Origin of the sequence: Rhodococcus sp. IEGM 1408 (assembly GCF_033142235.1) — a bacterium.
In the GTDB taxonomy this organism is placed as follows: Bacteria; Actinomycetota; Actinomycetes; order Mycobacteriales; family Mycobacteriaceae; genus Dietzia.
Genome location: NZ_JAWLRW010000010.1, coordinates 55,355 through 76,792, shown reverse-complemented (window position 1 = coordinate 76,792; position 21,438 = coordinate 55,355). Strand labels below are relative to the sequence as shown.

Annotated in this window: 25 protein-coding genes; 11 read left to right on the top strand and 14 right to left on the bottom strand. The window is 68.4% G+C overall.

Annotated elements, in window-relative coordinates; translation table 11 throughout:
* The first annotated feature begins 43 nt into the window (after positions 1-43).
* On the top strand, positions 44-604 hold the full coding sequence (locus R4P08_RS15315) for a hypothetical protein (RefSeq protein ID WP_317814759.1): 561 nt from the start codon (positions 44-46) through the stop codon (positions 602-604).
* 80 nt (positions 605-684) lie between these two features.
* Here the strand turns inward: R4P08_RS15315 and R4P08_RS15310 are convergent, their stop codons facing one another.
* A complete protein-coding gene (locus tag R4P08_RS15310) occupies positions 685-2,088 on the bottom strand; it encodes a class II fumarate hydratase (RefSeq protein ID WP_317814758.1) in 1,404 nt (467 codons plus the stop codon).
* Between the two features lie 64 nt (positions 2,089-2,152).
* The gene (gene glpX, locus R4P08_RS15305) at positions 2,153-3,163 is read right to left on the bottom strand and encodes a class II fructose-bisphosphatase (protein ID WP_317814757.1); all 1,011 of its coding nucleotides are present in this window, start codon (positions 3,161-3,163) and stop codon (positions 2,153-2,155) included.
* Between the two features lie 62 nt (positions 3,164-3,225).
* Here glpX and R4P08_RS15300 point away from each other — a divergent pair, with 62 nt between their 5' ends.
* Positions 3,226-3,873, top strand: a complete 648-nt coding sequence (locus R4P08_RS15300; RefSeq protein ID WP_317814756.1) for a DUF4245 domain-containing protein — start codon at positions 3,226-3,228, stop codon at positions 3,871-3,873.
* A gap of 72 nt (positions 3,874-3,945) precedes the next feature.
* Here the strand turns inward: R4P08_RS15300 and R4P08_RS15295 are convergent, their stop codons facing one another.
* The 3 genes from R4P08_RS15295 to R4P08_RS15285 are packed head-to-tail and all read right to left on the bottom strand — an operon-like array spanning position 3,946 to position 5,851.
* The gene (locus R4P08_RS15295; protein ID WP_317814755.1) at positions 3,946-4,179 is read right to left on the bottom strand and encodes an exodeoxyribonuclease VII small subunit; all 234 of its coding nucleotides are present in this window, start codon (positions 4,177-4,179) and stop codon (positions 3,946-3,948) included.
* Positions 4,179-5,489, bottom strand: coding sequence for an exodeoxyribonuclease VII large subunit (xseA, locus tag R4P08_RS15290; RefSeq protein ID WP_317814754.1), 1,311 nt, complete (start codon positions 5,487-5,489; stop codon positions 4,179-4,181). The genes R4P08_RS15295 and xseA overlap by 1 nt, the downstream gene beginning before the upstream one ends.
* On the bottom strand, positions 5,486-5,851 hold the full coding sequence (locus R4P08_RS15285; protein ID WP_317814753.1) for a hypothetical protein: 366 nt from the start codon (positions 5,849-5,851) through the stop codon (positions 5,486-5,488). The genes xseA and R4P08_RS15285 overlap by 4 nt, the downstream gene beginning before the upstream one ends.
* Before the next feature lie 71 nt (positions 5,852-5,922).
* Between R4P08_RS15285 and R4P08_RS15280 the strand changes: the two genes are divergently transcribed.
* On the top strand, positions 5,923-6,903 hold the full coding sequence (locus tag R4P08_RS15280; RefSeq protein ID WP_317814752.1) for a 4-hydroxy-3-methylbut-2-enyl diphosphate reductase: 981 nt from the start codon (positions 5,923-5,925) through the stop codon (positions 6,901-6,903).
* A 35-nt stretch (positions 6,904-6,938) separates the two neighbouring features.
* On the opposite strand, the gene R4P08_RS15275 is transcribed toward R4P08_RS15280, so the two are convergent.
* Both R4P08_RS15275 and R4P08_RS15270 read right to left on the bottom strand, forming a co-directional pair.
* Positions 6,939-7,382, bottom strand: coding sequence for a DUF6542 domain-containing protein (locus R4P08_RS15275; RefSeq protein WP_317814751.1), 444 nt, complete (start codon positions 7,380-7,382; stop codon positions 6,939-6,941).
* Between the two features lie 59 nt (positions 7,383-7,441).
* Positions 7,442-8,950 carry an AI-2E family transporter gene (locus tag R4P08_RS15270; RefSeq protein WP_317814750.1) on the bottom strand — a complete coding sequence of 503 codons (1,509 nt, stop codon included), beginning with the start codon at positions 8,948-8,950 and terminating at the stop codon, positions 7,442-7,444.
* Between the two features lie 110 nt (positions 8,951-9,060).
* Here R4P08_RS15270 and ychF point away from each other — a divergent pair, with 110 nt between their 5' ends.
* Entirely contained in the window at positions 9,061-10,140 is a 1,080-nt protein-coding gene (gene ychF / locus R4P08_RS15265) for a redox-regulated ATPase YchF (protein WP_317814749.1), read from the top strand.
* 164 nt (positions 10,141-10,304) lie between these two features.
* Positions 10,305-11,657: a carotenoid oxygenase family protein gene (locus R4P08_RS15260; RefSeq protein ID WP_317814748.1), complete on the top strand. Its 1,353-nt coding sequence runs from the start codon at positions 10,305-10,307 to the stop codon at positions 11,655-11,657.
* Positions 11,658-11,808: 151 nt separating this feature from the next.
* Here R4P08_RS15260 and R4P08_RS15255 read toward each other — a convergent pair whose 3' ends face one another.
* Positions 11,809-12,846, bottom strand: coding sequence for a methionine synthase (locus tag R4P08_RS15255; RefSeq protein WP_317814816.1), 1,038 nt, complete (start codon positions 12,844-12,846; stop codon positions 11,809-11,811).
* Between the two features lie 20 nt (positions 12,847-12,866).
* Positions 12,867-13,859: a putative oxygenase MesX gene (locus R4P08_RS15250; RefSeq protein WP_317814747.1), complete on the bottom strand. Its 993-nt coding sequence runs from the start codon at positions 13,857-13,859 to the stop codon at positions 12,867-12,869.
* Positions 13,860-13,983: 124 nt separating this feature from the next.
* Between R4P08_RS15250 and R4P08_RS15245 the strand changes: the two genes are divergently transcribed.
* On the top strand, positions 13,984-14,931 hold the full coding sequence (locus tag R4P08_RS15245; RefSeq protein ID WP_317814746.1) for a LysR family transcriptional regulator: 948 nt from the start codon (positions 13,984-13,986) through the stop codon (positions 14,929-14,931).
* 123 nt (positions 14,932-15,054) lie between these two features.
* Positions 15,055-15,363: a monooxygenase gene (locus R4P08_RS15240; protein ID WP_317814745.1), complete on the top strand. Its 309-nt coding sequence runs from the start codon at positions 15,055-15,057 to the stop codon at positions 15,361-15,363.
* Between the two features lie 124 nt (positions 15,364-15,487).
* Here the strand turns inward: R4P08_RS15240 and R4P08_RS15235 are convergent, their stop codons facing one another.
* Both R4P08_RS15235 and R4P08_RS15230 read right to left on the bottom strand, forming a co-directional pair.
* The gene (locus tag R4P08_RS15235) at positions 15,488-16,483 is read right to left on the bottom strand and encodes a hypothetical protein (RefSeq protein WP_317814744.1); all 996 of its coding nucleotides are present in this window, start codon (positions 16,481-16,483) and stop codon (positions 15,488-15,490) included.
* Positions 16,484-16,506: 23 nt separating this feature from the next.
* Positions 16,507-16,989, bottom strand: a complete 483-nt coding sequence (locus tag R4P08_RS15230) for a hypothetical protein (protein ID WP_317814743.1) — start codon at positions 16,987-16,989, stop codon at positions 16,507-16,509.
* A 165-nt stretch (positions 16,990-17,154) separates the two neighbouring features.
* On the opposite strand from R4P08_RS15230, the gene R4P08_RS15225 reads away from it, so the two are divergent.
* Together R4P08_RS15225 and R4P08_RS15220 are read left to right on the top strand one after the other, a co-directional pair.
* Positions 17,155-17,319: a hypothetical protein gene (locus R4P08_RS15225; protein ID WP_317814742.1), complete on the top strand. Its 165-nt coding sequence runs from the start codon at positions 17,155-17,157 to the stop codon at positions 17,317-17,319.
* A 408-nt stretch (positions 17,320-17,727) separates the two neighbouring features.
* Positions 17,728-18,102 carry a DUF2255 family protein gene (locus R4P08_RS15220; protein WP_317814741.1) on the top strand — a complete coding sequence of 125 codons (375 nt, stop codon included), beginning with the start codon at positions 17,728-17,730 and terminating at the stop codon, positions 18,100-18,102.
* 84 nt (positions 18,103-18,186) lie between these two features.
* On the opposite strand, the gene R4P08_RS15215 is transcribed toward R4P08_RS15220, so the two are convergent.
* The 3 genes from R4P08_RS15215 to R4P08_RS15205 form a co-directional block, all read right to left on the bottom strand.
* Positions 18,187-18,627 (bottom strand): hypothetical protein, encoded by a 441-nt coding sequence (locus tag R4P08_RS15215; protein WP_317814740.1) that lies wholly within the window; start codon positions 18,625-18,627, stop codon positions 18,187-18,189.
* Positions 18,628-19,013: 386 nt separating this feature from the next.
* Complete coding sequence (locus R4P08_RS15210) at positions 19,014-19,547, bottom strand: YceI family protein (RefSeq protein ID WP_317814739.1); 534 nt, start codon at positions 19,545-19,547, stop codon at positions 19,014-19,016.
* A 187-nt stretch (positions 19,548-19,734) separates the two neighbouring features.
* Complete coding sequence (locus tag R4P08_RS15205) at positions 19,735-20,307, bottom strand: YdeI/OmpD-associated family protein (RefSeq protein ID WP_317814738.1); 573 nt, start codon at positions 20,305-20,307, stop codon at positions 19,735-19,737.
* A gap of 117 nt (positions 20,308-20,424) precedes the next feature.
* Between R4P08_RS15205 and R4P08_RS15200 the strand changes: the two genes are divergently transcribed.
* Together R4P08_RS15200 and R4P08_RS15195 are read left to right on the top strand one after the other, a co-directional pair.
* The gene (locus R4P08_RS15200) at positions 20,425-20,787 is read left to right on the top strand and encodes a DUF1801 domain-containing protein (RefSeq protein ID WP_317814737.1); all 363 of its coding nucleotides are present in this window, start codon (positions 20,425-20,427) and stop codon (positions 20,785-20,787) included.
* 26 nt (positions 20,788-20,813) lie between these two features.
* The gene (locus R4P08_RS15195) at positions 20,814-21,425 is read left to right on the top strand and encodes a mismatch-specific DNA-glycosylase (protein ID WP_317814815.1); all 612 of its coding nucleotides are present in this window, start codon (positions 20,814-20,816) and stop codon (positions 21,423-21,425) included.
* The last annotated feature ends 13 nt before the right edge of the window (positions 21,426-21,438 follow it).

Below are 21,438 nucleotides of genomic sequence, written 5' to 3'. Positions count from 1 at the left end.
TCCACGCGCCCGGACCCATCTCCCTAGCCCACGGAGGTCTTCTGTGTCCCGCCGTTCATGCCTGGCGTTCGCCATGCCCGCCGTCGCCGCGTGCGCACTGGTGCTGACCTCCTGCGGGGAACAGACCCCGGGCGGGTTGCCTGCCGGAGGGCAGCCGCAGTCCTCCGCCGGATCGACCCCCGCAGCTGCGGTTACCGAGGAGCCGGTCACCGCTCGGGACGACGTCTCGGACGCGGACGACCCGATCGTCGTCAAGATCGGTGAGCGGGAGTTCGCGACCAACATGGCGATCTACCGCAAGTACGACGGGGCCAAGGGCGGCCCGCTGGATCTGCAGGCTCCGGTCGCTCCGGCCGAGGAGCTGGTCGGCGGCAAGAAGCAGGATTATGTCTCCGGGACCATCTACTGGTCCCCGGAGACCGGGGCGCAGATCGTTCGTGGGCAGATCCACGTCGCCTACCTCGACAACGGGGGACCGACCGGCCAGCTGGGCTGGCCGGTCGGCGATGAAATCATCGAGGGCGCCGCGGTCTTCTCCGACTTCCAGCGCGGGCAGATCCGTCTGGAGAACCAGGCGATCCGGATCATCGAGCACACCAGCTAACCCGGCCGAGTACCCCGGCCGAGTGACCTCAGCCGCGGACCCCGGCCGCGGCGCCCTTGCGGAGTGGGCCGGGGAGGGGGTCAGCGCTCGCGGTCGAGTCCCGTCATGCCCAGCACATCGAGTCGACGGTCCAGTTCCTCCTCGGTCAGCGGGTCGGGGACGAAGCCCAGGGCGATCACGGACTCGCGGATGGTGATCCCCTCGGCCAGGGCGTGCTTGGCCACCCGGGCGGCCTCCTCGTAACCGATCGCCGAGTTGAGCGGGGTGACGATCGAGGGGGACGACTCGGCGTACCGACGCAGCCGGTCGACGTCGGGCTCGATCCCGTCGATGCAGCGCTCGGCGAACAACGCGGAGGACGTCGCGAGGATGCGTGCCGATTCGAGCACGTTGCGCGCCATCACGGGGATCGCGGTGTTGAGTTCGAACGCGCCGCTCGCGCCGGCCCAGGCCACAGCGGCGTCGTTGCCCACCACCTGGGCGGCGACCTGCGCGACCGTCTCGCAGAGCACCGGGTTGACCTTGCCGGGCATGATCGACGAACCGGGCTGCAGGTCCGGGAGGTGGATCTCCGACAACCCGGTCATCGGACCGGAACCCATCCAGCGGACGTCATTGGCGATCTTCGTGAGCGAGACCGCGAGCGAGCGCAACGCCCCGGAGAGCTCGACGAGCCCGTCACGAGCCGACTGCGCCTCGAACGGGTCCACTGCCAGCCGCAGCTCCTCGAGTCCGGTGAGGGAGCGCAGCTCCTCGACCACCGCGGAGCCGAAACCGTCCGGGGAGTTGAGACCGGTTCCGGCCGCCGTGCCGCCGATCGGGAGCTCGCCCAAGCGGGGCAGGGTGGTGCACACCCGCTCGATCCCGGCCCGGATCTGGCGGGCGTACCCGCCGAACTCCTGTCCCAGGGTCACGGGGACCGCGTCCATGAGGTGGGTGCGACCGGACTTGACCACGTCCCGCCATTCGGTGGACTTCTTCTCGAACGACGCGGCGAGCACATTCAGCGCGGGGAGGAGCTCGGTGAGGGTCAGCTCCGTCGCGGCGACGTGCGTGGCGGTGGGGAACGTGTCGTTGGAGGACTGCGACATGTTGACGTCGTCGTTCGGGTGGACGGTCACGCCCGCGGCCGCGCACAGCGAGGCGATGACCTCGTTGGCGTTCATGTTGGAGCTGGTCCCGGACCCGGTCTGGAAGACGTCGACGGGGAAGTGCTCGTCGACCTCACCGTCGGCGATCCGCCCGGCGGCGGCGACGATGGCGTCGACCTTGGCCTGGTCGAGCAGGCCCAGGCGCCCGTTGACGGTGGCGCAGGCGGATTTGAGCAGGCCGAGCGCGCGGATCTGTGCGCGCTCGAGGCCGCTGCCCGAGACGGGGAAGTTCTCTACGGCCCGCTGCGTCTGCGCCCGCCAGAGCGCGTCGACGGGCACTCGGACCTCGCCCATGGTGTCGTGTTCGATGCGGAATCCACTCTGATCGGCCATACCGGTCAGCGTAGGCGGGCCCGCCGCGCCGTGCAGGAGTCCGGCGCAGCGGGCCCGAACGGGATTACTTGTCCCGGAGATCCTGACCGTAGTCGACGGCCGAGAACTCACGGAGCTTCTCCATCCGGTGGCGGCCCTCGACGTGCCGGACGGTGCCGGACTTCGAGCGCATGACCAGCGACCTGGTCACCGCACCGTTGGAGCGGTAGCTCACGCCGCGGACCATGTCACCGTTGGTGATGCCGGTCGCGGCGAAGAAGCAGTTGTCGCCCTTGACCAGGTCGTCGGTGCCGAGGATCGCGTCGACATCCAGCCCGGCGTCGACGGCCTTCTGGCGCTCGGCCTCGTCCTGCGGCCAGAGCTGACCCTGGATCTCGCCGCCCATGCACTTCATGGCGCAGGCGGTGATGATCCCCTCCGGGGTGCCACCGATCCCCATGAGCATGTCCACCGAGCTGTCGTCGGAGGCCGCGGCCACGCCTCCGGCGACGTCGCCGTCCATGATCAGGCGGACCTTGGCGCCCGCCGCGCGGATCTCGGCGATGAGCTCGGCGTGGCGCGGCCGGTCGAGGACGCACACGCTGAGGTCACCGACGTCCTTGCCCTTGGCCTCGGCCACGGACCGGATGTTCCACTCGGTGGACTCGGACAGGTCGATCTTGCCGACGGCCTCGGGGCCCACCGCGATCTTGCGCATGTAGAACACGGCAGACGGGTCGAACATGGCGCCGCGCTCGGCCACGGCGATCACGGCGATGGAGTTGGGGCGTCCCTCGGCCATGAGGCGGGTGCCGTCGATCGGATCCACTGCGACGTCCACGGCGGGGCCGGTGCCCGTGCCGACTTTCTCACCGTTGTAGAGCATCGGCGCCTCGTCCTTCTCGCCCTCGCCGATCACCACCACGCCATCCATCTCGACCGTGCCGATGAGCGAGCGCATGGCGTCCACTGCGGCGCCGTCACCACCGTTCTTGTCACCCCGTCCCACCCAGCGGCCGGCCGCCAGGGCGGCGGCCTCGGTGACTCGGACGAGCTCCATGGCGAGGTTTCGGTCGGGACGTAGGGCGTCTGACATATGGCGTCGGGCTCCTCGGGTAGCTCCGCGGCGCGATGAGGTCACGCGCGGCACGATGTGGGATGTCCGGCCCATTGTTCCACTTCGGCGCGGCCGTCGGGGGCCGCGCGCCCGACATGCCCCGGGTGGGTGGGATACTTTCCCTCGTGGCCGAGGCGAAACCGAGAATCCTGCAGGGCAACCGCGACATGTTCTGGTCGGTGGTGGTGCTCATGGTGATGGTCGGGATCTTTGCCGGTGTCGCCGGCCAGTGCACCTTCAGCCCGTCGGGACCCCAGCAGGGGGCGATCCCCGAGTTCGATGCCGACGCTTCTCTGCGTCAGGACGCGCGCAGTCTCCCCTTCCCCATCCGGTCCCCCGAGGTGCCGGAGGGGTGGACCTCCAACTCCGGTCGCGTCGAGTCCTTCGCCGGCACGAGCTCGAGCCACGTCGGCTGGGTGACGGGGGAGCGCAGCTTCGTGGAACTGGTCCAGTCCGATGCCCCCGAGGACGCGTTCCGGTCCCTGGGCGGCGGGCCGCGCCCGGATCGCACCATCATTCCCGTGACCGGTCAGGAGTGGACCGTGTTCACCGGTGACGACGTCCGGCCGGTGTGGGTGCTCGACCTGGATGACGTCCGCGTGGCCGTCACCGGCTCGGCGGCGACCTCGGACTTCGAGGCGCTGGCCGCGTCCGCCCAACGCGCGGAGCCGTTGCCGCGAGAGCGGTGACCCGGGCTGAGGCTCGAACTGACCCAGCCCGGGCGGCGGCGCCTGCTCTGACCTGAGTCAGCCCTGACCGGCTCAGTTCGCGCGGTTGCCGCCCTCGTCGTCGTCGCCCAGAACCGCGTCGATCCGGTCGCGCGCGCCATCCAGGTGCTCGTTGCACCGCGCGGCGAGTTCCTCGCCGCGCTCCCACAGGGCGAGGGAGTCGTCCAGGTCCTGGCCGCCGGCCTCGAGGATGCGGACCACCTCGATCAGCTCGTCGCGGGCCTGCTCGTACCCCAGCTCGGAGACGGGGGTCTGCTCGTCGGACATCAGGACTGCTCCTCGGGTGTGGCGGGATCTGCGGGATCGGGGCTGGCGGCGGGATGCCGTCCGGCGGCGGGGGTCGAGCCGAGCACGGCGGCGGACAGTGCGCCGTCGGCGACGCGGATGCGCAGCTGCGAACCCGGCGGCGCGTGGGCGATCGACGAGACCACCCTGCCGTCGTGGCCCCCGGCGACGGACTGGACCACGGCGTATCCGCGGGCGAGGGTGGCCGCCGGGCCCAGGGTGGTCAGGCGCGCGGAGAGGTGGCCCAGCGACGTGGACTCGGTGTGGACGATCCGGGTGATGTCCCGGCGGGCGGCCCGGAGCGCCTCGGCCACCACCTCGGCTCGAGAGTCGACGATGCCGTACGGGTTGGCCATCACCGGGCGGGAGCGGACGGCGGAGAGCTGGTTGCGCTCGCGCTCGACCCACCCGCGTAGGGCGCGGGCGGTGCGGGCGCGGGCCTCGGCGATCCGGCGCCGCTCTTCCACGACGTCCGGGACCACGCGCTTGGCCGCGTCGGTGGGCGTGGCCGCACGCAGGTCGGCGACCAGATCCGAGAGCGGGGAGTCCGGCTCGTGGCCGATCGCGCTGACCACGGGGGTCCGGCACCGGGAGATGGCCCGGATCAGTGCCTCGTCGGAGAAGGGCAGCAGGTCCTCGACCGAGCCGCCGCCGCGGGCGAGGATGATCACGTCGACGAGGGGGTCGGCGTCGAGCTGGGCGAGCGCGTCGAGGATCTGCGGCACGGCGGTCGGGCCCTGGACCGCGGTGTTGCGGACGGCGAACCGGACGTCCGGCCAGCGGCCGCGGGACACCTCGACGACGTCGCGCTCGGCCGCACTCGCGCGTCCGGTGATCAACCCGACGCAGCTCGGGAGGAACGGCAACGGACGCTTGAGCCGCGGGTCGAAGACCCCCTCGGCGGCCAGGGCCTGCTTGAGACGCTCGATGCGGGCGAGGAGTTCGCCGACGCCCACCGGGCGGATCTCGGAGACCTGCAGCGAGAACGAGCCCCTACCGGTGTAAAAGCGGGGGGTGCCGCGGACGATGACCCGGCTGCCCTCGGTCACCGGGACCGGTGCCTCGGAGATGAGCTTGGGTGGGCAGGTGAGGGACAGCGAGTTGTCCACCGACGGGTCGCGCAGCGTCAGGAACGCCATCCGCGTGCCCGGTCGCAGGCTGAGCTGGGTGATCTGTCCCTCGACCCAGACGGCGCCGAGTCGGTGGATCCAGGCCGCGACCTGGTCGGCGACCACCCGGACCGGCCACGGCTGTTCGGGGCTACTGGGGGTCCTGGCCGAGCCGGCGGTCACGTGCTGCGCGGGGTGATGCGGCCGGTCGGGACCGTGGGGTCGTCGCCGTCCGGCCCGGTCCCTGAACTGGATCCGTACCCGTCCTGTGCGTCCGCCTGGTCCTCGTCGAACGTCGCCCATTCCGGCAGATCGGACCGGGACGGGAAGACGGCCCCGATCACCCGGTCCCCCTTGACCGCGAGGTCAGTGAGGGTCTGGCCCGCGTGGAGGTACGACTGCACGAGGCCGCCGGCGACCCGCACCGGGAGGGCGGGCAGGGTGGCGACGGCCTCGATCGCGCGGCCGGGTAGGGCCACCGCATGCTCGACCGCGGAGGCGGCGAGCCCGATCGAGGCTCGGGTGAGGAGGAAGGGGCGGAACATGGGAACCTCTCTGCCGGGGGCGTCCGGGAGGCGTAATGGTCGAAATCCAGTATGAACCGTACCCTGGGGACATGACCGAGCAGACCCACATGATCGCCGAACCGGCCACCAAGCGAGTGCTTCTCGCGGAACCGCGCGGTTATTGCGCCGGCGTCGACCGGGCCGTCGAGACGGTCGAGAAGGCCCTGGCCAAGCACGGCGCGCCGCTGTACGTGCGCAAGGAGATCGTCCACAACAAGCACGTCGTGGAGTCCTTCCAGGACCAGGGCGTGGTCTTTGTGGACGAGACCGACGAGGTCCCCCGTGGGGCCAACCTGGTGTTCTCCGCTCACGGCGTCTCGCCGGCCGTGCGGGAGAGCGCCCTGCGGCTCGAGCTCAACACCTTCGACGCGACCTGCCCCCTGGTGACCAAGGTGCACACCGAGGTCAAACGCTTCGCCCGCGAGGGTTACCTGATCCTGCTGGTGGGCCACGAGGGCCACGAGGAGGTCGAGGGGACCGCGGGGGAGGCCCCCGACGTGGTGACCCTGGTCGACGGCCCCGAGTCCGTGGAGAAGTTGGACATCCCCGTGGACACCGAGAAGCTCATCTGGCTCTCGCAGACCACTCTGAGCGTGGACGAGACCATGGAGGTGGTGCGCCTCCTCAAGGCCAAGTACCCCACACTCATCGACCCGCCGTCGGACGACATCTGCTATGCCACGCAGAACCGCCAGACCGCGGTCAAGACCATGGCCCCGCAGTGCGACCTCGTGATCGTGGTGGGCTCGCAGAACTCGTCCAACTCGGTGCGGCTGGTGGAGGTGGCGCTGCAGGCCGGGGCCCGCGCCTCATATCTGGTCGACTACGCCAAGGAGATCGACACCTCGTGGTTCGAGGGCGTCACCACCGTCGGGGTCACCTCGGGCGCCTCGGTGCCGGAATTGCTGGTCCGCGGCGTGGTGGACCTGCTCGCCGATCACGGCTTCAACGACGTCTCGACGGTGCGCACCGCCAAGGAGACCATCACGTTCTCGCTTCCCCGCGAGCTCCGTCTGAGCAAGAAGGCCTGACCCGCCAGCAGTACCCGCGCCCCGGTTCTCCAGGACTAGCGACGGGCGTGTGCCGGGGCGCTGCGCTCTACCCGGGCGAACGCCGGGCGGGCGGGACGGGGCTCGAGGACGAACGCCCGGATGAGCGCGAGTGCGGCCACGACGAGTGTCGTGGCGAGCATGAGCGGGAACCGCGAGGCCAGGGGCAGGACCAGCGAGATCAGCTGGGTGCGGGAGAAGACACCGGTGGTCAGTCCGGCTCCGGCGATCACCGAGGCCAGCGGGACCAGAACCGCCATGATGATCGGCGGCTGGACGCCGACCACGAACAGCGCGCGCCGGGAGACGGCCAGGACCGCGATCAGGCAACCGAGGAAGTACGCGACGGTGAACCCCGCACCCAGGCCGCCGCTGGCGGAATCGATCGCCACGCCGGTCAGGGTGATGGCCACCGCGAGGAGTACCGCGGTCCAGGCGGGGAGCCCGCGTACGGACGACATGACGGACCTCTCGTCCGCGGGGACCCGTCCACTCCTGCGTGTGCTCACAGGGTGAGACTCTAACCCTCGAGTCGACGGGCGAGGAATCGACCGAAGCGACGCAGGGGGGTGGTCTTGTCCTCCGCCGGCGAGGGACGTTCGCCGTCGACGGCGTCCGGATCGACGGGCCCCGTCTGCGGCCACGGCTCATCGGCGGACCCCGCGGGGGCCTCGGGGGAGGGGCTGGGAACCTCGTCGTCGTCCCCTCCACCGGTGAGCACCGCCGCGCCGCCGGGAACGGGCGCCGCGCCCGGGTCCACGACGACCGCGCCGTGCCCGGGGCGGGCTTCCATCATCCCGGCCAGCATGGCGCTGCTGCTCTTGCGTAGGGGAGCGAAGCGCGAGCTCGACATCTCACCCAGGAAGGCCGTGAGGCGCCCCTCGTCGGTGGCCGACGCGAGGTCGGAGGCGGTGACGTCGCCGGTCCGCAGGTCGATCTGTTCTCCGAGGTACCGCAGGACCACCGCGACCACCGCGAGCAGCGGCACCGCGAGGAACGCGCCGACGATGCCGAACAGGGTGCTGCCCGCCGCCACACCCAACAGGACCACGCCCGGGTGCAGGTTCATCGCCCGCGACTGGAGGATGGGCTGGAGGATGTTGCCCTCCAACTGCTGCACCGCGATGATCACGACCAGCACGATGATCGCCGTGGTGAACCCGTTGGCGACGAGCGCGATGAGGACCGCCAGCGCGCCGGCGGTGAACGCACCCACGATGGGGATGAATCCGGCGAGGAAAGTGATCACGGCCAGCGCCCACGCCAACGGGACGCCGAGGACGACCAGGGCTGTACCGATGAGGGTCGCGTCCACGAACGAGACGATCGCCTGCGTCCGGATGAAGCCGCCCAGGGTGTTCCAGGAGCGGGTGCAGACCTCGGTGAGGTGCCGGCCGGCGGTGCGGCCGGTGATGCGACGCACGAACGGGAGGAACCGCGGCCCGTCCTTGATGAAGAAGAACGTGAGGACCAGGACCAGGACGAGGGTGACGACCAGCGAGCCCACCGCGGTCACACCGGTGAACACCCCGTTGGCGATCTGGTCACCGCGGTCCTGGAGGGTGGAGCTGAGCTGGCTGAGGACCCCGTCGAGCTGCTCGTCGCGGATGTTGAGCGGCGGTCCGCGCAGCCAGTCCTGAACCTCGGCGATCGCCTCGGAGGTCTGGTCCGCCAGCTGGACGCTCTGCTCGACGATCGACGGGGCGATCAGCGCGAGGACGCCGGCGACCACCCCGAGCGACCCGATGATCGAGATGAGGGCGGCCAGTGACTTGGGGACACCGTGCCGGGACATCCACCCCGTGGGCGGCCACAGCACCGTCGAGATGATGAGCGCCAGGAGGATCGGCAGGATCCCCACCCACAGCGCGCCGCCGACCTGCGCGATCATCCAGCACGCGATCAGGACGATGGCCAGCCGGAGCGCCCAGTCCGTGAGCCAGCGACCGCCGAGACCGATGAGGACGGAGCGGTCGACGTGCTCGTCCTCCGTAGCGACCGGGGGTGGCGGTTTCGGCTCGTCACTCATGGCTCACATGATGACAGAGGCCACGGGGGCGCGCTCCCGCGACGGGTCGGGGTGGCGCGGCGGGGTGGCGCGGCGGGACCCCGGGGACCCGGGCCGTAGACTCGGGCCTCGTGAGCCTCACCCTCGGAATCGTCGGACTGCCCAACGTCGGTAAGTCGACCCTGTTCAACGCCCTGACGAACAATGACGTCCTCGCGGCGAACTACCCGTTCGCCACGATCGAGCCCAATGTCGGCGTGGTGGACCTGCCCGACCCGCGGCTGGCCCGGCTCGCCGAGATCTTCGGCTCCGAGCGGATCCTGCCCGCCGTGGTGTCCTTTGTGGACATCGCCGGCATCGTCAAGGGCGCCAGCACGGGTGAGGGAATGGGCAACAAGTTCCTCGCCAACATCCGCGAGGCCGAGGCCATCTGTCAGGTCGTGCGCGTGTTCGACGACCCGGACGTGATCCACGTCGACGGCAAGGTGGACCCGATGGCCGACATCGAGGTGATCGCCACCGAGCTGATCCTGGCGGACATGGAGACCCTCGAGAAGGCCGTCCCGCGGCTGGAGAAGGAATCCCGCAAGGACAAGTCCCTGGTTCCGCAGCTCGAGGAGATCCGCAAGGCGCAGGCCGTGCTCGATGACGGCCGCACCCTGTTCCGGGCCCAGGACGAGGTGGACAAGACCCTGCTGCGGGACCTCCACCTGATGACCGCCAAGCCGTTCCTCTACGTGTTCAACGCCGACGAGGGCGTGCTGACCAACGAGGAGCGCAAGGCCGAGCTCCGCGCCGCCGTGGCTCCGGCAGACTGCGTGTTCCTCGACGCCAAGGTGGAGTCAGAGCTCCGCGAACTGGACGACGACGACGCCATGGAGCTGCTCGAGTCGATCGGCCAGACCGAGCCGGGCCTGAACGCGCTCGCCCGCGCCGGCTTCCACACCCTGGGCCTGCAGACCTATCTCACCGCCGGCCCCAAGGAGTCGCGCGCGTGGACGATCCGCAAGGGCGACACCGCGCCCAAGGCGGCCGGTGTGATCCACACCGACTTCGAGAAGGGCTTCATCAAGGCCGAGATCGTCTCCTTTGACGATCTCGACGCCGCCGGGTCCATGGCCGCGGCCAAGGCCGCCGGCAAGGTCCGCATGGAGGGCAAGGACTACGTGATGGCCGACGGCGACGTGGTGGAGTTCCGCTTCAACGTGTGACCCACTAGTACGAGAAAGTTGGGCGGGTGGGGCGAGGTGCGTCCACGGTCCGACCAGGCTCGGAGAGAGTTTCCTCGGTGCCGACACGCGGCGTGTTGACGCGTGGCCGGAGAGGGTGTCTATTGGAGACGTCAGCTCGGCGGCCCGGTGCAAGGGAGCAGACGATGACAGCTGCGAAGTACCTCGACGGCAACTTTGCGCCGGTGGCCGCTGAGGTGACCGCCACGGATCTCGAGGTCACGGGCGCGGTGCCGCCTGACCTGGCGGGAAGGTACATCCGCACCGGCCCCAACCCGTTCGCAGCGCAGGCCGACACGTACCACTGGTTCGCGGGCGACGGCATGGTGCACGGCATCGACCTGCACGGCGGCCGGGCACGCTGGTACCGCAACCGCTGGGTGCGCGGCCCCGAAGCCAGCGCGCACCTCGATGAGTCCCCAGTGCCCCACGAGGACGGTGGGTGGCACTCCGGTTCGGGCAACACCAGCGTGTTCGCCCACGCCGGCCGGATCCTCACCGTGACGGAGGGCTCGCTGCCCTATGAGCTGACGGTCGACCTGGATACGGTCGCGACGCGCAATTTCGGCGGCCCTCTCCCTTCCGGCATCAACGCTCACCCCAAGTTCGACCCGATCAGCGGCGAGATGCACGTCATGAGCTACGGCCTCGACAACCCCGCGTTGCGCTACCACGTGATCGACTCTGCCGGGGAGCTCGTCAGCACAGTCGACATCGACCTTCCGGCTCCGGTCATGCTCCACGACATGGGCCTGACCGCTTCCCGGGTCGTGCTCTTCGACCTGCCTGTGCTCTTCGACCTGGAGCTCGCCCTCCAGGGTGTCTCCCTGCCCTTCCGCTGGCGCCCCGACAACGGGGCCCGGGTCGGGCTCCTGCCCCGGGCCGGCACCGGGTCCGACGTGGTGTGGATCGACGTCGAGCCGTGCTACGTCTACCACCCCCTCAACGCCTTCGACGACGGTGATCGAGTAATCATCGACCTGGTGGTGCACGACCACGCCTTCGCCGAGGACGGCGAGCCCGTATCCGATCGCCCCCGTCTGGAGCGCTGGACGATCGACGGGCGGAAACGCAAGGTCCTCGCCGAGACGATCGACGATCGCGGCACGGAGTTCCCGCGCGGGGACGGACGACTCACCGGCCACCGCCACCGCTACGGCTACACGATCGGCTTGTCCTCGGTGCGCGACCTGGGCGCCCTGGGCGATGACCCCCGGACCCCTGTGCGAAAGCACGACCTCGTCGCCGGTACCACCGTCGAGGTGGACCTGGGCTCCGGCCGCATCGCCAGCGAAATGGTGTTCGTTCCGGCCGGCAGCGCGGCTGGCGAGGACGACGGTTGGCTCATGGGCTACGTGTACGACGCCGCGCGCGACGCCAGTGACTTGGTGATGATGGATGCCCACGACTTCGGACATCCGGTGGCCGCGGTCCACCTGCCGGCCCGGGTGCCGCAGGGATTCCATGGGAACTGGATCCCCGATTCCGCCCTCGTCTGAGCAATGAACTTCGGGATCCGAGTGGATCGTCCTGTGGTGTCGCGGAGCGTGCCGAGCTCGGCCGGGGCCGTTCTCAGACCGGTTCGGGCATCGTCGACGAGCTACGGTCCGACGACGCTCCCGCTATCCGTTGAGTTGCGGCGCCGATAGGTCAGGGCTTGGCGGAGAAGAGCTCCTCGCGAACGATGCGCGTACCCGCGCTGAGCGCGCTCAGCTTCGCCAGTGCGATGTCCCGGGAGAAGGGCGCCATGCCACAGTTGGTGCTAGGCAGGAGTTTGTCCTCGTCGACGAACCTGAGCGCGTTCCGGATGGTGGCGGCGACCTCCTCTGGGGTCTCGACCTTCTCATTCGCCACGTCGATGGCCCCGAGCATGACCTTCTTGCCCCGGACGAGTTCGACGAGGTCTATCGGGACACGGGAGTTGTGGCATTCCAGCGAGATGATGTCGATGCTGGACTGCTGCAGGAGGGGGAACGACTCCTCGTACTGTCGCCATTCGGAGCCGAGGGTTGCCTTCCAGTCGGTGTTCGCCTTGATCCCGTAGCCGTAGCAGATGTGCACTGCGGTCTCCGCGCGTAATCCCTCTGCTGCCCTCTCCAGCGTCGCCACGCCCCAGTCCTTCATCTCATCGAAGTAGACGTTGAACGCGGGCTCGTCGAACTGGATGATGTCGATCCCCGCAGCCTCCAGGTCTCGTGCCTCCTGGTTGAGGATCGTCGCGAACTCCCACGCCAGCTTCTCGCGGCTGGAGTAGTGGCCGTCGTACAGCGTGTCGATCATCGTCATGGGGCCGGGGAGTGCCCACTTGATCGGCTGATCGGTCTGCTGTCGGAGGAATCTCGCGTCGTCGACGAAGACCGGCTTGGAGCGGCTCACGTCGCCGACCACGGTGGGCACACTCGCGTCGTAGCGATTGCGGATCCGAACCGTCTCGCGCCGCTCGAAGTCGACCCCGTCGAGATGCTCGATGAATGTCGTTACGAAGTGCTGACGGGTCTGCTCGCCGTCACTGACGATGTCGATTCCGCGATCGCTCTGCTCCTTCACGGCGATACGCAGCGCATCCTGCTTACCCTCGACCAACTCATCGCCCTGCAACTTCCAGGGCGCCCAGAGGGTTTCAGGCTGGGCGAGCCACGAGGGCTTGGGCAGGCTGCCGACGGTGGACGTGGGCAGGATCTGGTTCATGGTCGACTTTCCTCCGGTGGTCATCCGACGAGAACGGGGTAGCGGGCGGCCCACTGCTCGAGGAGCTCGCGGTGGGGCTTGATGAAGCGTTCTTCCGTGTACGTGCCCTGCTTCTTCGCGAGCTGACTGCGCTCGTCACGGTCGTAGATGATCGGGGTGGGCGAGTGGTCCGGCTGATCCAGGGTCGGTCGGTAGATCTCTGCGGCGGGGGAGGTCGCGTTGTAGATCTCCGGACGGTAGATCCGCTGGAACGTCTCCATCACGCTGATCGTGCCGATGAGCTGCAGGTCGGTGTAGTCGCTGAGCAGATCGCCGCGGAAGTAGAACGCGAGCGGCGCGACACCGCCGGGCGGCAGGAAGTACCTGACTCCGAGCCCCATCTTGCGGAAGTACTCGTCGGTCAACGAATAGTCGTCCTGCTGGTACTCGACACCGAGGGTCGGGTGGTGGTTGCCGGTCCGTCGGTAGGTCCGGCTCGTGGACACACTGATGCAGATCACGGGATCCACCTCGAAGCGCTCCCGGTAGGCCTCGGAGTCGAGGAAGTGCTGGAACAGCTTGCCGTGCAGGTCGCCGAAGTCGCGAGGCACGATCAACTCGGTGGTGCCCTCGTTTGCCGCGGGCAGCCGAACGCTGAAGTCGTAGTCGCGGACGTAGGACGAGAAGTTGTTCCCGACGATCCCGGGGATGCGGGCGCCGGTCTCCCGGTCGACGATCTGGATATCCAGTACCTCGATCAGGGGGAACCGGTGGTCCGCGCCGTCCGAGCTGAACTGCAGCTCGGCCGAGACGATCTCGATCTCGACGGAGTATCGGTCCCCGGTCGGATTGTCGCGGCGTGCGAGGTCATTGAACCGATGGTTGATAATCGACAGGGTTCGGCGGAGATTCTGCTGACGGTGCTCACCCCGGGCCAGGTTCGCGAAATTCGTGGTGGCTCGGGAATCCTCCGACGGTGAATAGTTCTCGTCGAAGCGGGTGGTGGAGATGCGATGCGTGAATTCGTTCGACATGTGCGTCCAATTCGGGTCTCGATCGGCCGGGCTCGGCGCTGCGGGAAGTCTGGGCCCCATCCTGCAGTCCCAGTTCAGCTATCGGGTAACTACCATTTGTTATGGATCTGTATAGCCTCTAGCTATGCGTCGAGAATCAAGGGGAATCACCCTCCAGCAGCTGCACTACTTCATCGAGGTCGCGGCGGAAGGCTCGATCACCGGCGCTGCGGAACTGCTCTATGTCGCCCAGCCGACCATGTCCGCCTCCATGAAGGACCTGGAGAACAGAGTGGGTCGCGCCCTCCTCGTCCGATCCGCCCGAGGAGTGACGCTCACCGACGAGGGCGCGGAGTTCCTCGGCTACGCCAGGCAGGTCGTCGAGCAGATGTCGCTGCTGGAGCAGCGCTACCTCGGTCAGCCGCCGTCCCGCCGACTGCTCGGGGTGTCGGCGCAGCACTACTCGTTCGTGGTCGAGGCGTTCATCCGGATGGTGCGATCCGGCGAGGCGGAACAGTACGAGTTCTCGCTTCGTGAGACGCGAACCTGGGACATCATCGAGGACGTCCGGACCCTCCGCAGTGAGGTGGGCGTGCTCTACCGGAACGACTTCAACCGGAAGGTCATCGACAAACTCCTCCGCGATTCCGGCCTGGCCTTCCACCCGCTCTTCCTCGCGGTGCCGCACGTCTTCATCTCCAGGCAGAACCCGTTGGCATCCCGCGAACGCGTCATCATGGACGACCTCGCGGACCTGCCCAGGCTCACCTTCGACCAGGGCGCGAACAATTCGTTCTACTTCGCCGAGGAGATCCTCTCCACCCGGTCGAGCAAGAGGGAGATCAGGGTCTCCGACCGCGCGACCATCTTCAACCTCATGATCGGTCTCGACGGGTACACGATCTCCACCGGCATCATCAGCGACGACCTCGACCCGGAGATCGTCGCCATCCCGCTCGACGTGGACGAGAGCATCGAGATCGGCTGGATCAGCCATTCCGGAATCCCGCTCACGGCGCAGGCGCAGCGCTACCTCGCCGAGGTACGGGCCGTCGTCGCCGACTACGGAATCGAGCTGCTCGACTCGCCGTGAATCAGGGCGGCGAGTGCGGATCACGGTCGGCGACAAGGCGGCCCTCAGACCGGAGCGTGACCGGCCGGCCCCGGCGCCCCTCACCAGCAGTATCCTGGTGTTTCGAGACGGATCAGGAGAACGATGATGGCTGTGTTGGTACAGGTGAACTTCGCGATGCAGGGCCCCTGGGGATCGGAGATGTCCGAGGCCTTTCGAGGGCTGGCCGAGTCGATCAACGCTGAGCCGGGCTTCATCTGGAAGGTCTGGATCGAGGACGAGGCGGCTGGCCGGTCCGGCGGAATCTATCTCTTCGACACCCGCGAGAATGCCGAGGCGTATGTCGCTATGCACACCGAGAGGCTCGCCGGTTTTGGTATCACCGAGGTGAGTGCCACCTTCTCTGGCGTCAATGAAACCCTGAGCACGCTCAACCGCGCCCCGCTGGCCTGACCACAGGCCCCCGCCCGTGGCGGCACCGAACCCCCGGTTCCGCCAGGGGTTCGGGTGGTTGGAGTGTGGCGGAGGTCCCGAGGGCGGCGAAGTGCGGTTTTTCCTTAGCCGGATCTGGGGGATGTCAGCAGGGGTCTGTGTATTCCGCTGACGCAGTGAGCAGCCTCGCATTACCGCCGCGAGTCGTCTTGTCGCGGCACAGGGCCGCGGTGTCGTGCCCGTGGTCGATATAAATCGGGTAGACGCGGGCTCCGTTGACATCGCCTCGAAGTGAGGGGCACTGGCCCGGAGTGGCGAACTCGGCGCCCGGGTGGCGGTCAAGAATAGCCGCGATGCCCTGCTGGGGTCGAGGGTTCTCGACGAACGAGTCGAGGATGAGAATCCCTCTGCCGTCACAAGGCGGGGTGGAGGCGGTCACCAGAGGCCTGGAGGACGTGCGGACGCCACTGACCAGACCTGTGGCACCGAGGTACTCACGAGGCTGTGGGACGGAGGTGCCGGGCGAGTCAGCGGACGACGATCCGTCTGCGGAATCGGCGCCGGGATGGTCGGCGACATCTCGCTCGGCGAGCACGGTTCCTGACGTGGTGATGGCCTGGCCGGGTCCGCGGATGGTGAACGAGTTGTCTGCAGAGCGACATTCAAGCGTGTCTGCGTTTGGCTTGGCACATCGAAGTTCGCCGATCTCCACCTCCTGACCGTTTCCAAGTCGGGCGGACACCGGCGGTACGCCCTCGACAAACGAATAGCGCAGGCCGGCTGCGCCGAGTTCGATCGCACCGGGGCGGCCGGGAAAGTGCTCGATGAGATCCGGTATGGATGGGCCAGCCTTTCCTGTGCAGGTCACCGCATCGCGACCGGAGACACACAGTCCCACGTGCGAGCCGCCGGTGGAGTAGTTCCACGCGTACACGCCCGGATTGTGCGGTGAGGCGAAGCTGCCGGGGTCCACGCTGGTCAGGCTGTTCTGCGCAGTAGTGGGGGAGGCCGCGGGGACGCTCGTGGTCTCGGTGGAGCCGGTGGACGAACCCGCGGCTTGTTCGGCCTGCTCGCCGGTCTGCCCGGCCGCGCATCCGGCAGTGAGGAGGACTGCGCCGCATAACACCAGTGCTCGTGCCACCCTGGCACCTTTCGCCCGTCGGGTCATCGTGCCGCCTCCCATCCCGGAGGCGGGGCGATGGCGGTTGCTCCGCACCTCCACCCGCTGTGGAACTCTTCGAATGCGGAAGGTGGCGAACCGATTGCCTCTGCCTGCTGTCGGATCCCGATGAACCAGCTGCAATACTCCCGGTCGGTGAAGTAGGTCGCCTCTGTGGGGGATCCGAGACCACGATGGATCTCGTCCGCCACCTGCTCGACGGTTGTCGAGGGCAGCACCACAAGCTCGCCGATCCGAGGGAACGACGCCGCGGTTGCCCGGAACACAGCATCGTCATCACGCGCCGGCAGATTCACTCCCGAACGCAGATTGGCCGCGGTCGTGACCTCGATCCGCCACCAGCCGACAGCGCCGAAATAGGGCAGGACTCGGATGCCGGTGAGGCCACGTTCGTGCAGCCGCTGGACCGCGGCGAGAAGAAGGCGCCAACACAGGTGAGGGTCGAGATTCCGCTCGGTAAGGGGCATCGGTATTCCTCGGATCTGTGAGACGGACCTGTGGGGGATCGGTGCGCGGAACGAGACTATGGCACGGGGGTCCGACAGCGCCGTCCGCTTCGCTCAACGTCAGCCGCCTCGGTGAGCGAACTGTCAGCCGGACCAGGCAGCTCTGCATCGTCAAGGAGGGCGCCCGTGGAAGTGCGCATGGACAAGGGCAACCGGTTCGTCGAGGAGACGCAGTCTTTGAGAGCGCTCCCGCCCGGAGGTAGCAGCTCGACCAGCATTCTCTTGTCGTACAGCGATGTCCCCAAGACGTTGGCAGCGATGCGGCGCATGAGCTCGGAATTCGGCGACTGAGTGGCTGAATTGTCGTCGTCGCCACACCGCACCGCGCCCCCGTCGGGTCGCTCAGGCGGGCGGACGCGACAATCACGCGGAACGAAGCGATGGTCTCGGAATTCGAGGGGCCCACCAGCCGCAGGAGCCGCTGCCCGGAGGCGGTGTGGCCGTCGCGTTCCCCTTGTCGGATCAGACTCTCCGCGTCCGACGGGTCGAGGGTAGAGGACAACGAGGGAGTTAGTGGCTCATCGTCGCAGGATTTTACGACCGCCCCCATGAAGTCGGGAATGTGTGGGCCGTCCGCGTTTGCCGCTTCTCGATCTGCACGAAGTCCGCCGCCCGATCACCAAGGAGCGGCACCTTGCGGGCTGCCTCATGGCTGCTCGGGGTAGCCCGGGCGCGCGTCGCTGGTCATAGAATTCGACGGTGACCAATGTTTGGTCTCCCGATGAGTTGCGTCTGCTCGAGACGGCTGCTGAGTTGGAGATCGCCGTCAGGCGCGACGACGGCAGGCTGCGGCCGTGGGTCCCGATCTGGGTCGTTTGTGCTGGTGGACAGGTGTATGTGCGGAGCTGGCACCGGCGAGACACAGGATGGTTCGGTCGTGCCGTTCGTTCCCGCCGCGCCAGGATCCGCGTGGCGGGTGTGGAATCGGATGTGATGATCGAGGATATTGGCTCGGCTTCGGCCGAGGTCACTGCCGACGTCGACGCCAGCTACCGCACCAAATACGGCGGCGGTGCCGGTTCGATGGTGACGGTAACGGCGGCAGCCACCACCTTGCGACTCATCCGAGCGTAGGGCGCGGCAACGTCTGACCATGAAAGGGCAAGTCCCACGGACGCTCTTCTCTCGAATTCGGCTCCGTCGTGCTCCCCGCGGCACTCACCCCGCCATCGCTCCCAGGCTGCCGTTCCGCGCCGCCCGGCCGCCGACGATCACGACGGAGTCGGTGTCCGCCACCCCGAACGCGAGCAGCGACTGACCGGAGGCGTCGAGTACGTCCTCGACCGAGCGCAGCCATCCCCGCACCACGCTGCTCGCGAGTCGGCGCCGAGACGAGACGGCCACCACGAACCCTGCCGCGGGGAGCTGAGGCAATACCGCTAGTCCGCGACGGCGTTCGGCGTACGTCTCCGACCAGTCGGTCTCACCGACGACGAGCGGCGCCGGCAGGCCCACGTCGTAATGGTCGCACGGTAGGACGAGCATCGAGTTCCGCAGCCGGTCTGCGTAGCCGAGGATCAGGTCGATCACGCCGGCGGCCAGCGGCGCGTCGTCGAGTGGGAGGTGGGTCCAGTTCTCGGGCAGTTCGTCGAATTTCATGCTTTGAGTCTTCGGGAGCAGGCCGGGCCCCGGAACCCCCTGATGGCTGACTCTGGATTGCGGACTCGGGGCTGTGGATAACGTGCCCAGGTTGAACCGCGGGAGGTTGCCGACCGTCTCGACCTAGCGGCGGTCGCCCTCGTCGTCGTAGCTTCTTCACGAGCGGGGGACCGATCACGGCGACGTGAGCTGCGAGGTCAGGCGACCGATCCGCTGCTCGAGTGCGTCCCGGTCGTCGGCGAACCCTAGGGCGAACGACGCCTCGTGTGGTTGATGGGGAAGACCTCGATCGGCTCGCCGCGGTCGAACACCCGTCGGGCCGGTTGGTTCCCGGCGCTCAACTCGGTGGTCCGTCGCGCGCCTTGACCGTCAGGTGTCGGCGACCGTCAGGTGTCGGCGGTGAGGAGCAGGTCGACGTCGAGGTCCAGGTAGCGCCCGATGATGAACGAGGGCACGCTCATGCCCAGGCCCTTGCGGTCGAGCCGGCCGCGCACCTGAACCCGGATCCCGCCATCCTCCTCGCTGAGGGGGGTGGCCTGCAGGGTCAGAGGGCACTGTGCGCCACGTGCGGCCAAGGTCGCGGCCAGCTCCCAGCCCTGAGGCCCCGGAGTACTGGGCCCGGCCGTGACGACGACAACTGGGTGAGCGGCGGTGTCCAGGATCCCCGGCTTGGCGAGATCGCGGTCTCGGTGGGCGTTGCCGGTGTCAATGGACGTGGCGTCGAGCTCGACACTGGCCTGCGTCAGGAGGCCAGCGGAAGCCAGCGTGGCGTTTCCCGATCTGATCGGCACGGTGCCGTGCACGGTCGTCACGAGCTTGTCGCGGACGGTGAACCCTGCCGTGCTGGACTCGGGGATCACGCGCCAATCGCCGGAGCGAATGCCGGAGATCGTCGGCGGGCGGGGGTTCCGGCCGGTCATCGCGACACCGAGACCGTGAGTCCGCCGTCGGGCGACCGACGGCCCTGGCGCTTGCGGACCGTCTTCTGCACTGTCATGACACTCCTTCTGGAAGCAGCGGTCATGCATTGGTGCGCTCAGTGTGCGCCGCTCGAACGCCGATGACAAGGGGCCCGACGACGCGTCAACGCGAGCGTGGAGAGTGCGGTCACGACACCGTGAGCCGGGCGATCAGGCGTTCCACCCGCGTCTCAAGGGTGGCGTCGTCCGGAGCTGTGAGCAGGGGGAAGAACGCGACAAAGCGTTCGGAACGGGTGAGTCGAGCGAAGGCCGCTTCCGCCGCTGGCGCTGCCTCCAGGGCGAGGGTGAGCGCCTCCGGCGGCTGCGCGGTCGCCTGGCCGGGATAGGCGCGGTCCCAGCGGCCGTCGGATCTGGCTCGCTCGATCTCGGCGACGCCCCGCGGCCGGAGGCGATCGTCGCCGGCGAGGCGCGCGACGATCCCGACGTTCCGCCGTGACCAGAGCGAGCGCGCCCGGCGCGGAGTGAACCGCTGCACGTAGGTCCGCTCGTCGTAGCCGTTGCGCTGGCCGTCGATCCATCCGCTGCACAGCGCCTCGTCGAGCGCCTCCGGATAGGTGAGCGAGGTCGGTGCGGTCACGCCCTTCTTGGCGAGCATCAACCAGGTGCCGTCGGAGCTGTCGTCGTTCGAGATCAGCCACTCGCGCCAGTGTGCGACGCCCGCCAGGATCAGCGGTGCGGCAGGGTTCTGCGTCTGGCTCATGGCCCCAGCGTGTCAGGTGAAGAGGACGCGTTCCGTCCTCAATTAACGCCGGGCTATGTACCCGTTTGGCCAGCTGGCGGCCGGGCTCGAAGCGGCCTTCCCGGCTAACCTCGGGCTATGGCTGAGAAGGCGAAGAGTGTTGAAGAATATCTGGCCGCGCTCGACCCGGAGCGCCGGGCGGAACTCGAACGCATCCGGTTGCTAGTCAAAGAACTCGTGCCGGACACCGAGGAGACGATGAGCTACGGGATGCCGACACTCAAGTACAAGGACCGGGCGCTGGTGTACTTCACCGCATCCAAGAAGCACATGAGCTTCTACCCCTCGTCCTGGGCGATCGAGGAGCTGGGAGACCGGCTCGAGAACTACACGACCACCGCGCACGCGGTCCAGTTCACGTTGGCCAAGCCCCTGTCCGACGATCTGATCAGTGACCTCGTTCGCGCACACCAGCGCGCGATCGACGAGGGCAGATCGTGACCGGCATCCCGCGGAGACCCTCCCCGATGGGTGGGCTCCGCCCGACCCGCGACGAGCTCGCGCGCTTCGCCACCGAGGACCCGCACGCGATGGACGACGTCCTGCCCGCCGAGGCCGGGCACCTGCGGCTGCTCATAGTCGGCGTCAACCCGGGGTTGTGGACCGCGGCCGTCAACGCGCCCTTCGCGCGACCCGGGAATCGCTTCTGGCCGGCGCTGCACCGGGCGGGGTTTACCGATCACGTGGTCGACGCCGCGGCCGGCTTCTCGGCGGCGGACGAGGCGCAGTTGCTCTGCCGCGGCATCGGCATGACCAACCTCGTCGGGCGGGCGACCGCGCGTGCCGACGAACTCACCCGCGAGGAATTGTGCGCGGGTGCGGACCGCGTCGCCGCGCTGGCAGTTGCGCTGCGTCCTCGAGTCGTCTGCGTCGCCGGGATAACGGCCTTCCGCACCGCCTTCGCGCGTCCGAAGGCGGGCTACGGGGAGCAGGAGACCTCGGACCTCTCGGGTTGGCCCCGCGAGGTGGTGTTGTGGGTGGTTCCGCAGCCGAGCGGGTTGAACGCGCACGAGACCATCGACTCCCTGGCCGCCCACTGGCGTCGGGTCTGGGACGCGGTGGAGGTGGGCGGCCAGTAGCGCGACCGGATCC

Coding starts and splice junctions, on each gene's coding strand:
- R4P08_RS15310 (WP_317814758.1), bottom strand. CDS start 2,088: ATGGCCGATCAGAGTGGATTCCGCATCGAACACGACACCATGGGCGAG.
- glpX (WP_317814757.1), bottom strand. CDS start 3,163: ATGTCAGACGCCCTACGTCCCGACCGAAACCTCGCCATGGAGCTCGTC.
- R4P08_RS15300 (WP_317814756.1), top strand. CDS start 3,226: ATGTCCGGCCCATTGTTCCACTTCGGCGCGGCCGTCGGGGGCCGCGCG.
- R4P08_RS15295 (WP_317814755.1), bottom strand. CDS start 4,179: ATGTCCGACGAGCAGACCCCCGTCTCCGAGCTGGGGTACGAGCAGGCC.
- R4P08_RS15285 (WP_317814753.1), bottom strand. CDS start 5,851: ATGTTCCGCCCCTTCCTCCTCACCCGAGCCTCGATCGGGCTCGCCGCC.
- R4P08_RS15280 (WP_317814752.1), top strand. CDS start 5,923: ATGACCGAGCAGACCCACATGATCGCCGAACCGGCCACCAAGCGAGTG.
- R4P08_RS15275 (WP_317814751.1), bottom strand. CDS start 7,382: ATGTCGTCCGTACGCGGGCTCCCCGCCTGGACCGCGGTACTCCTCGCG.
- R4P08_RS15270 (WP_317814750.1), bottom strand. CDS start 8,950: ATGAGTGACGAGCCGAAACCGCCACCCCCGGTCGCTACGGAGGACGAG.
- R4P08_RS15260 (WP_317814748.1), top strand. CDS start 10,305: ATGACAGCTGCGAAGTACCTCGACGGCAACTTTGCGCCGGTGGCCGCT.
- R4P08_RS15255 (WP_317814816.1), bottom strand. CDS start 12,846: ATGAACCAGATCCTGCCCACGTCCACCGTCGGCAGCCTGCCCAAGCCC.
- R4P08_RS15250 (WP_317814747.1), bottom strand. CDS start 13,859: ATGTCGAACGAATTCACGCATCGCATCTCCACCACCCGCTTCGACGAG.
- R4P08_RS15245 (WP_317814746.1), top strand. CDS start 13,984: ATGCGTCGAGAATCAAGGGGAATCACCCTCCAGCAGCTGCACTACTTC.
- R4P08_RS15240 (WP_317814745.1), top strand. CDS start 15,055: ATGATGGCTGTGTTGGTACAGGTGAACTTCGCGATGCAGGGCCCCTGG.
- R4P08_RS15230 (WP_317814743.1), bottom strand. CDS start 16,989: ATGCCCCTTACCGAGCGGAATCTCGACCCTCACCTGTGTTGGCGCCTT.
- R4P08_RS15215 (WP_317814740.1), bottom strand. CDS start 18,627: ATGAAATTCGACGAACTGCCCGAGAACTGGACCCACCTCCCACTCGAC.
- R4P08_RS15210 (WP_317814739.1), bottom strand. CDS start 19,547: ATGACCGGCCGGAACCCCCGCCCGCCGACGATCTCCGGCATTCGCTCC.
- R4P08_RS15205 (WP_317814738.1), bottom strand. CDS start 20,307: ATGAGCCAGACGCAGAACCCTGCCGCACCGCTGATCCTGGCGGGCGTC.
- R4P08_RS15200 (WP_317814737.1), top strand. CDS start 20,425: ATGGCTGAGAAGGCGAAGAGTGTTGAAGAATATCTGGCCGCGCTCGAC.
- R4P08_RS15195 (WP_317814815.1), top strand. CDS start 20,814: ATGGGTGGGCTCCGCCCGACCCGCGACGAGCTCGCGCGCTTCGCCACC.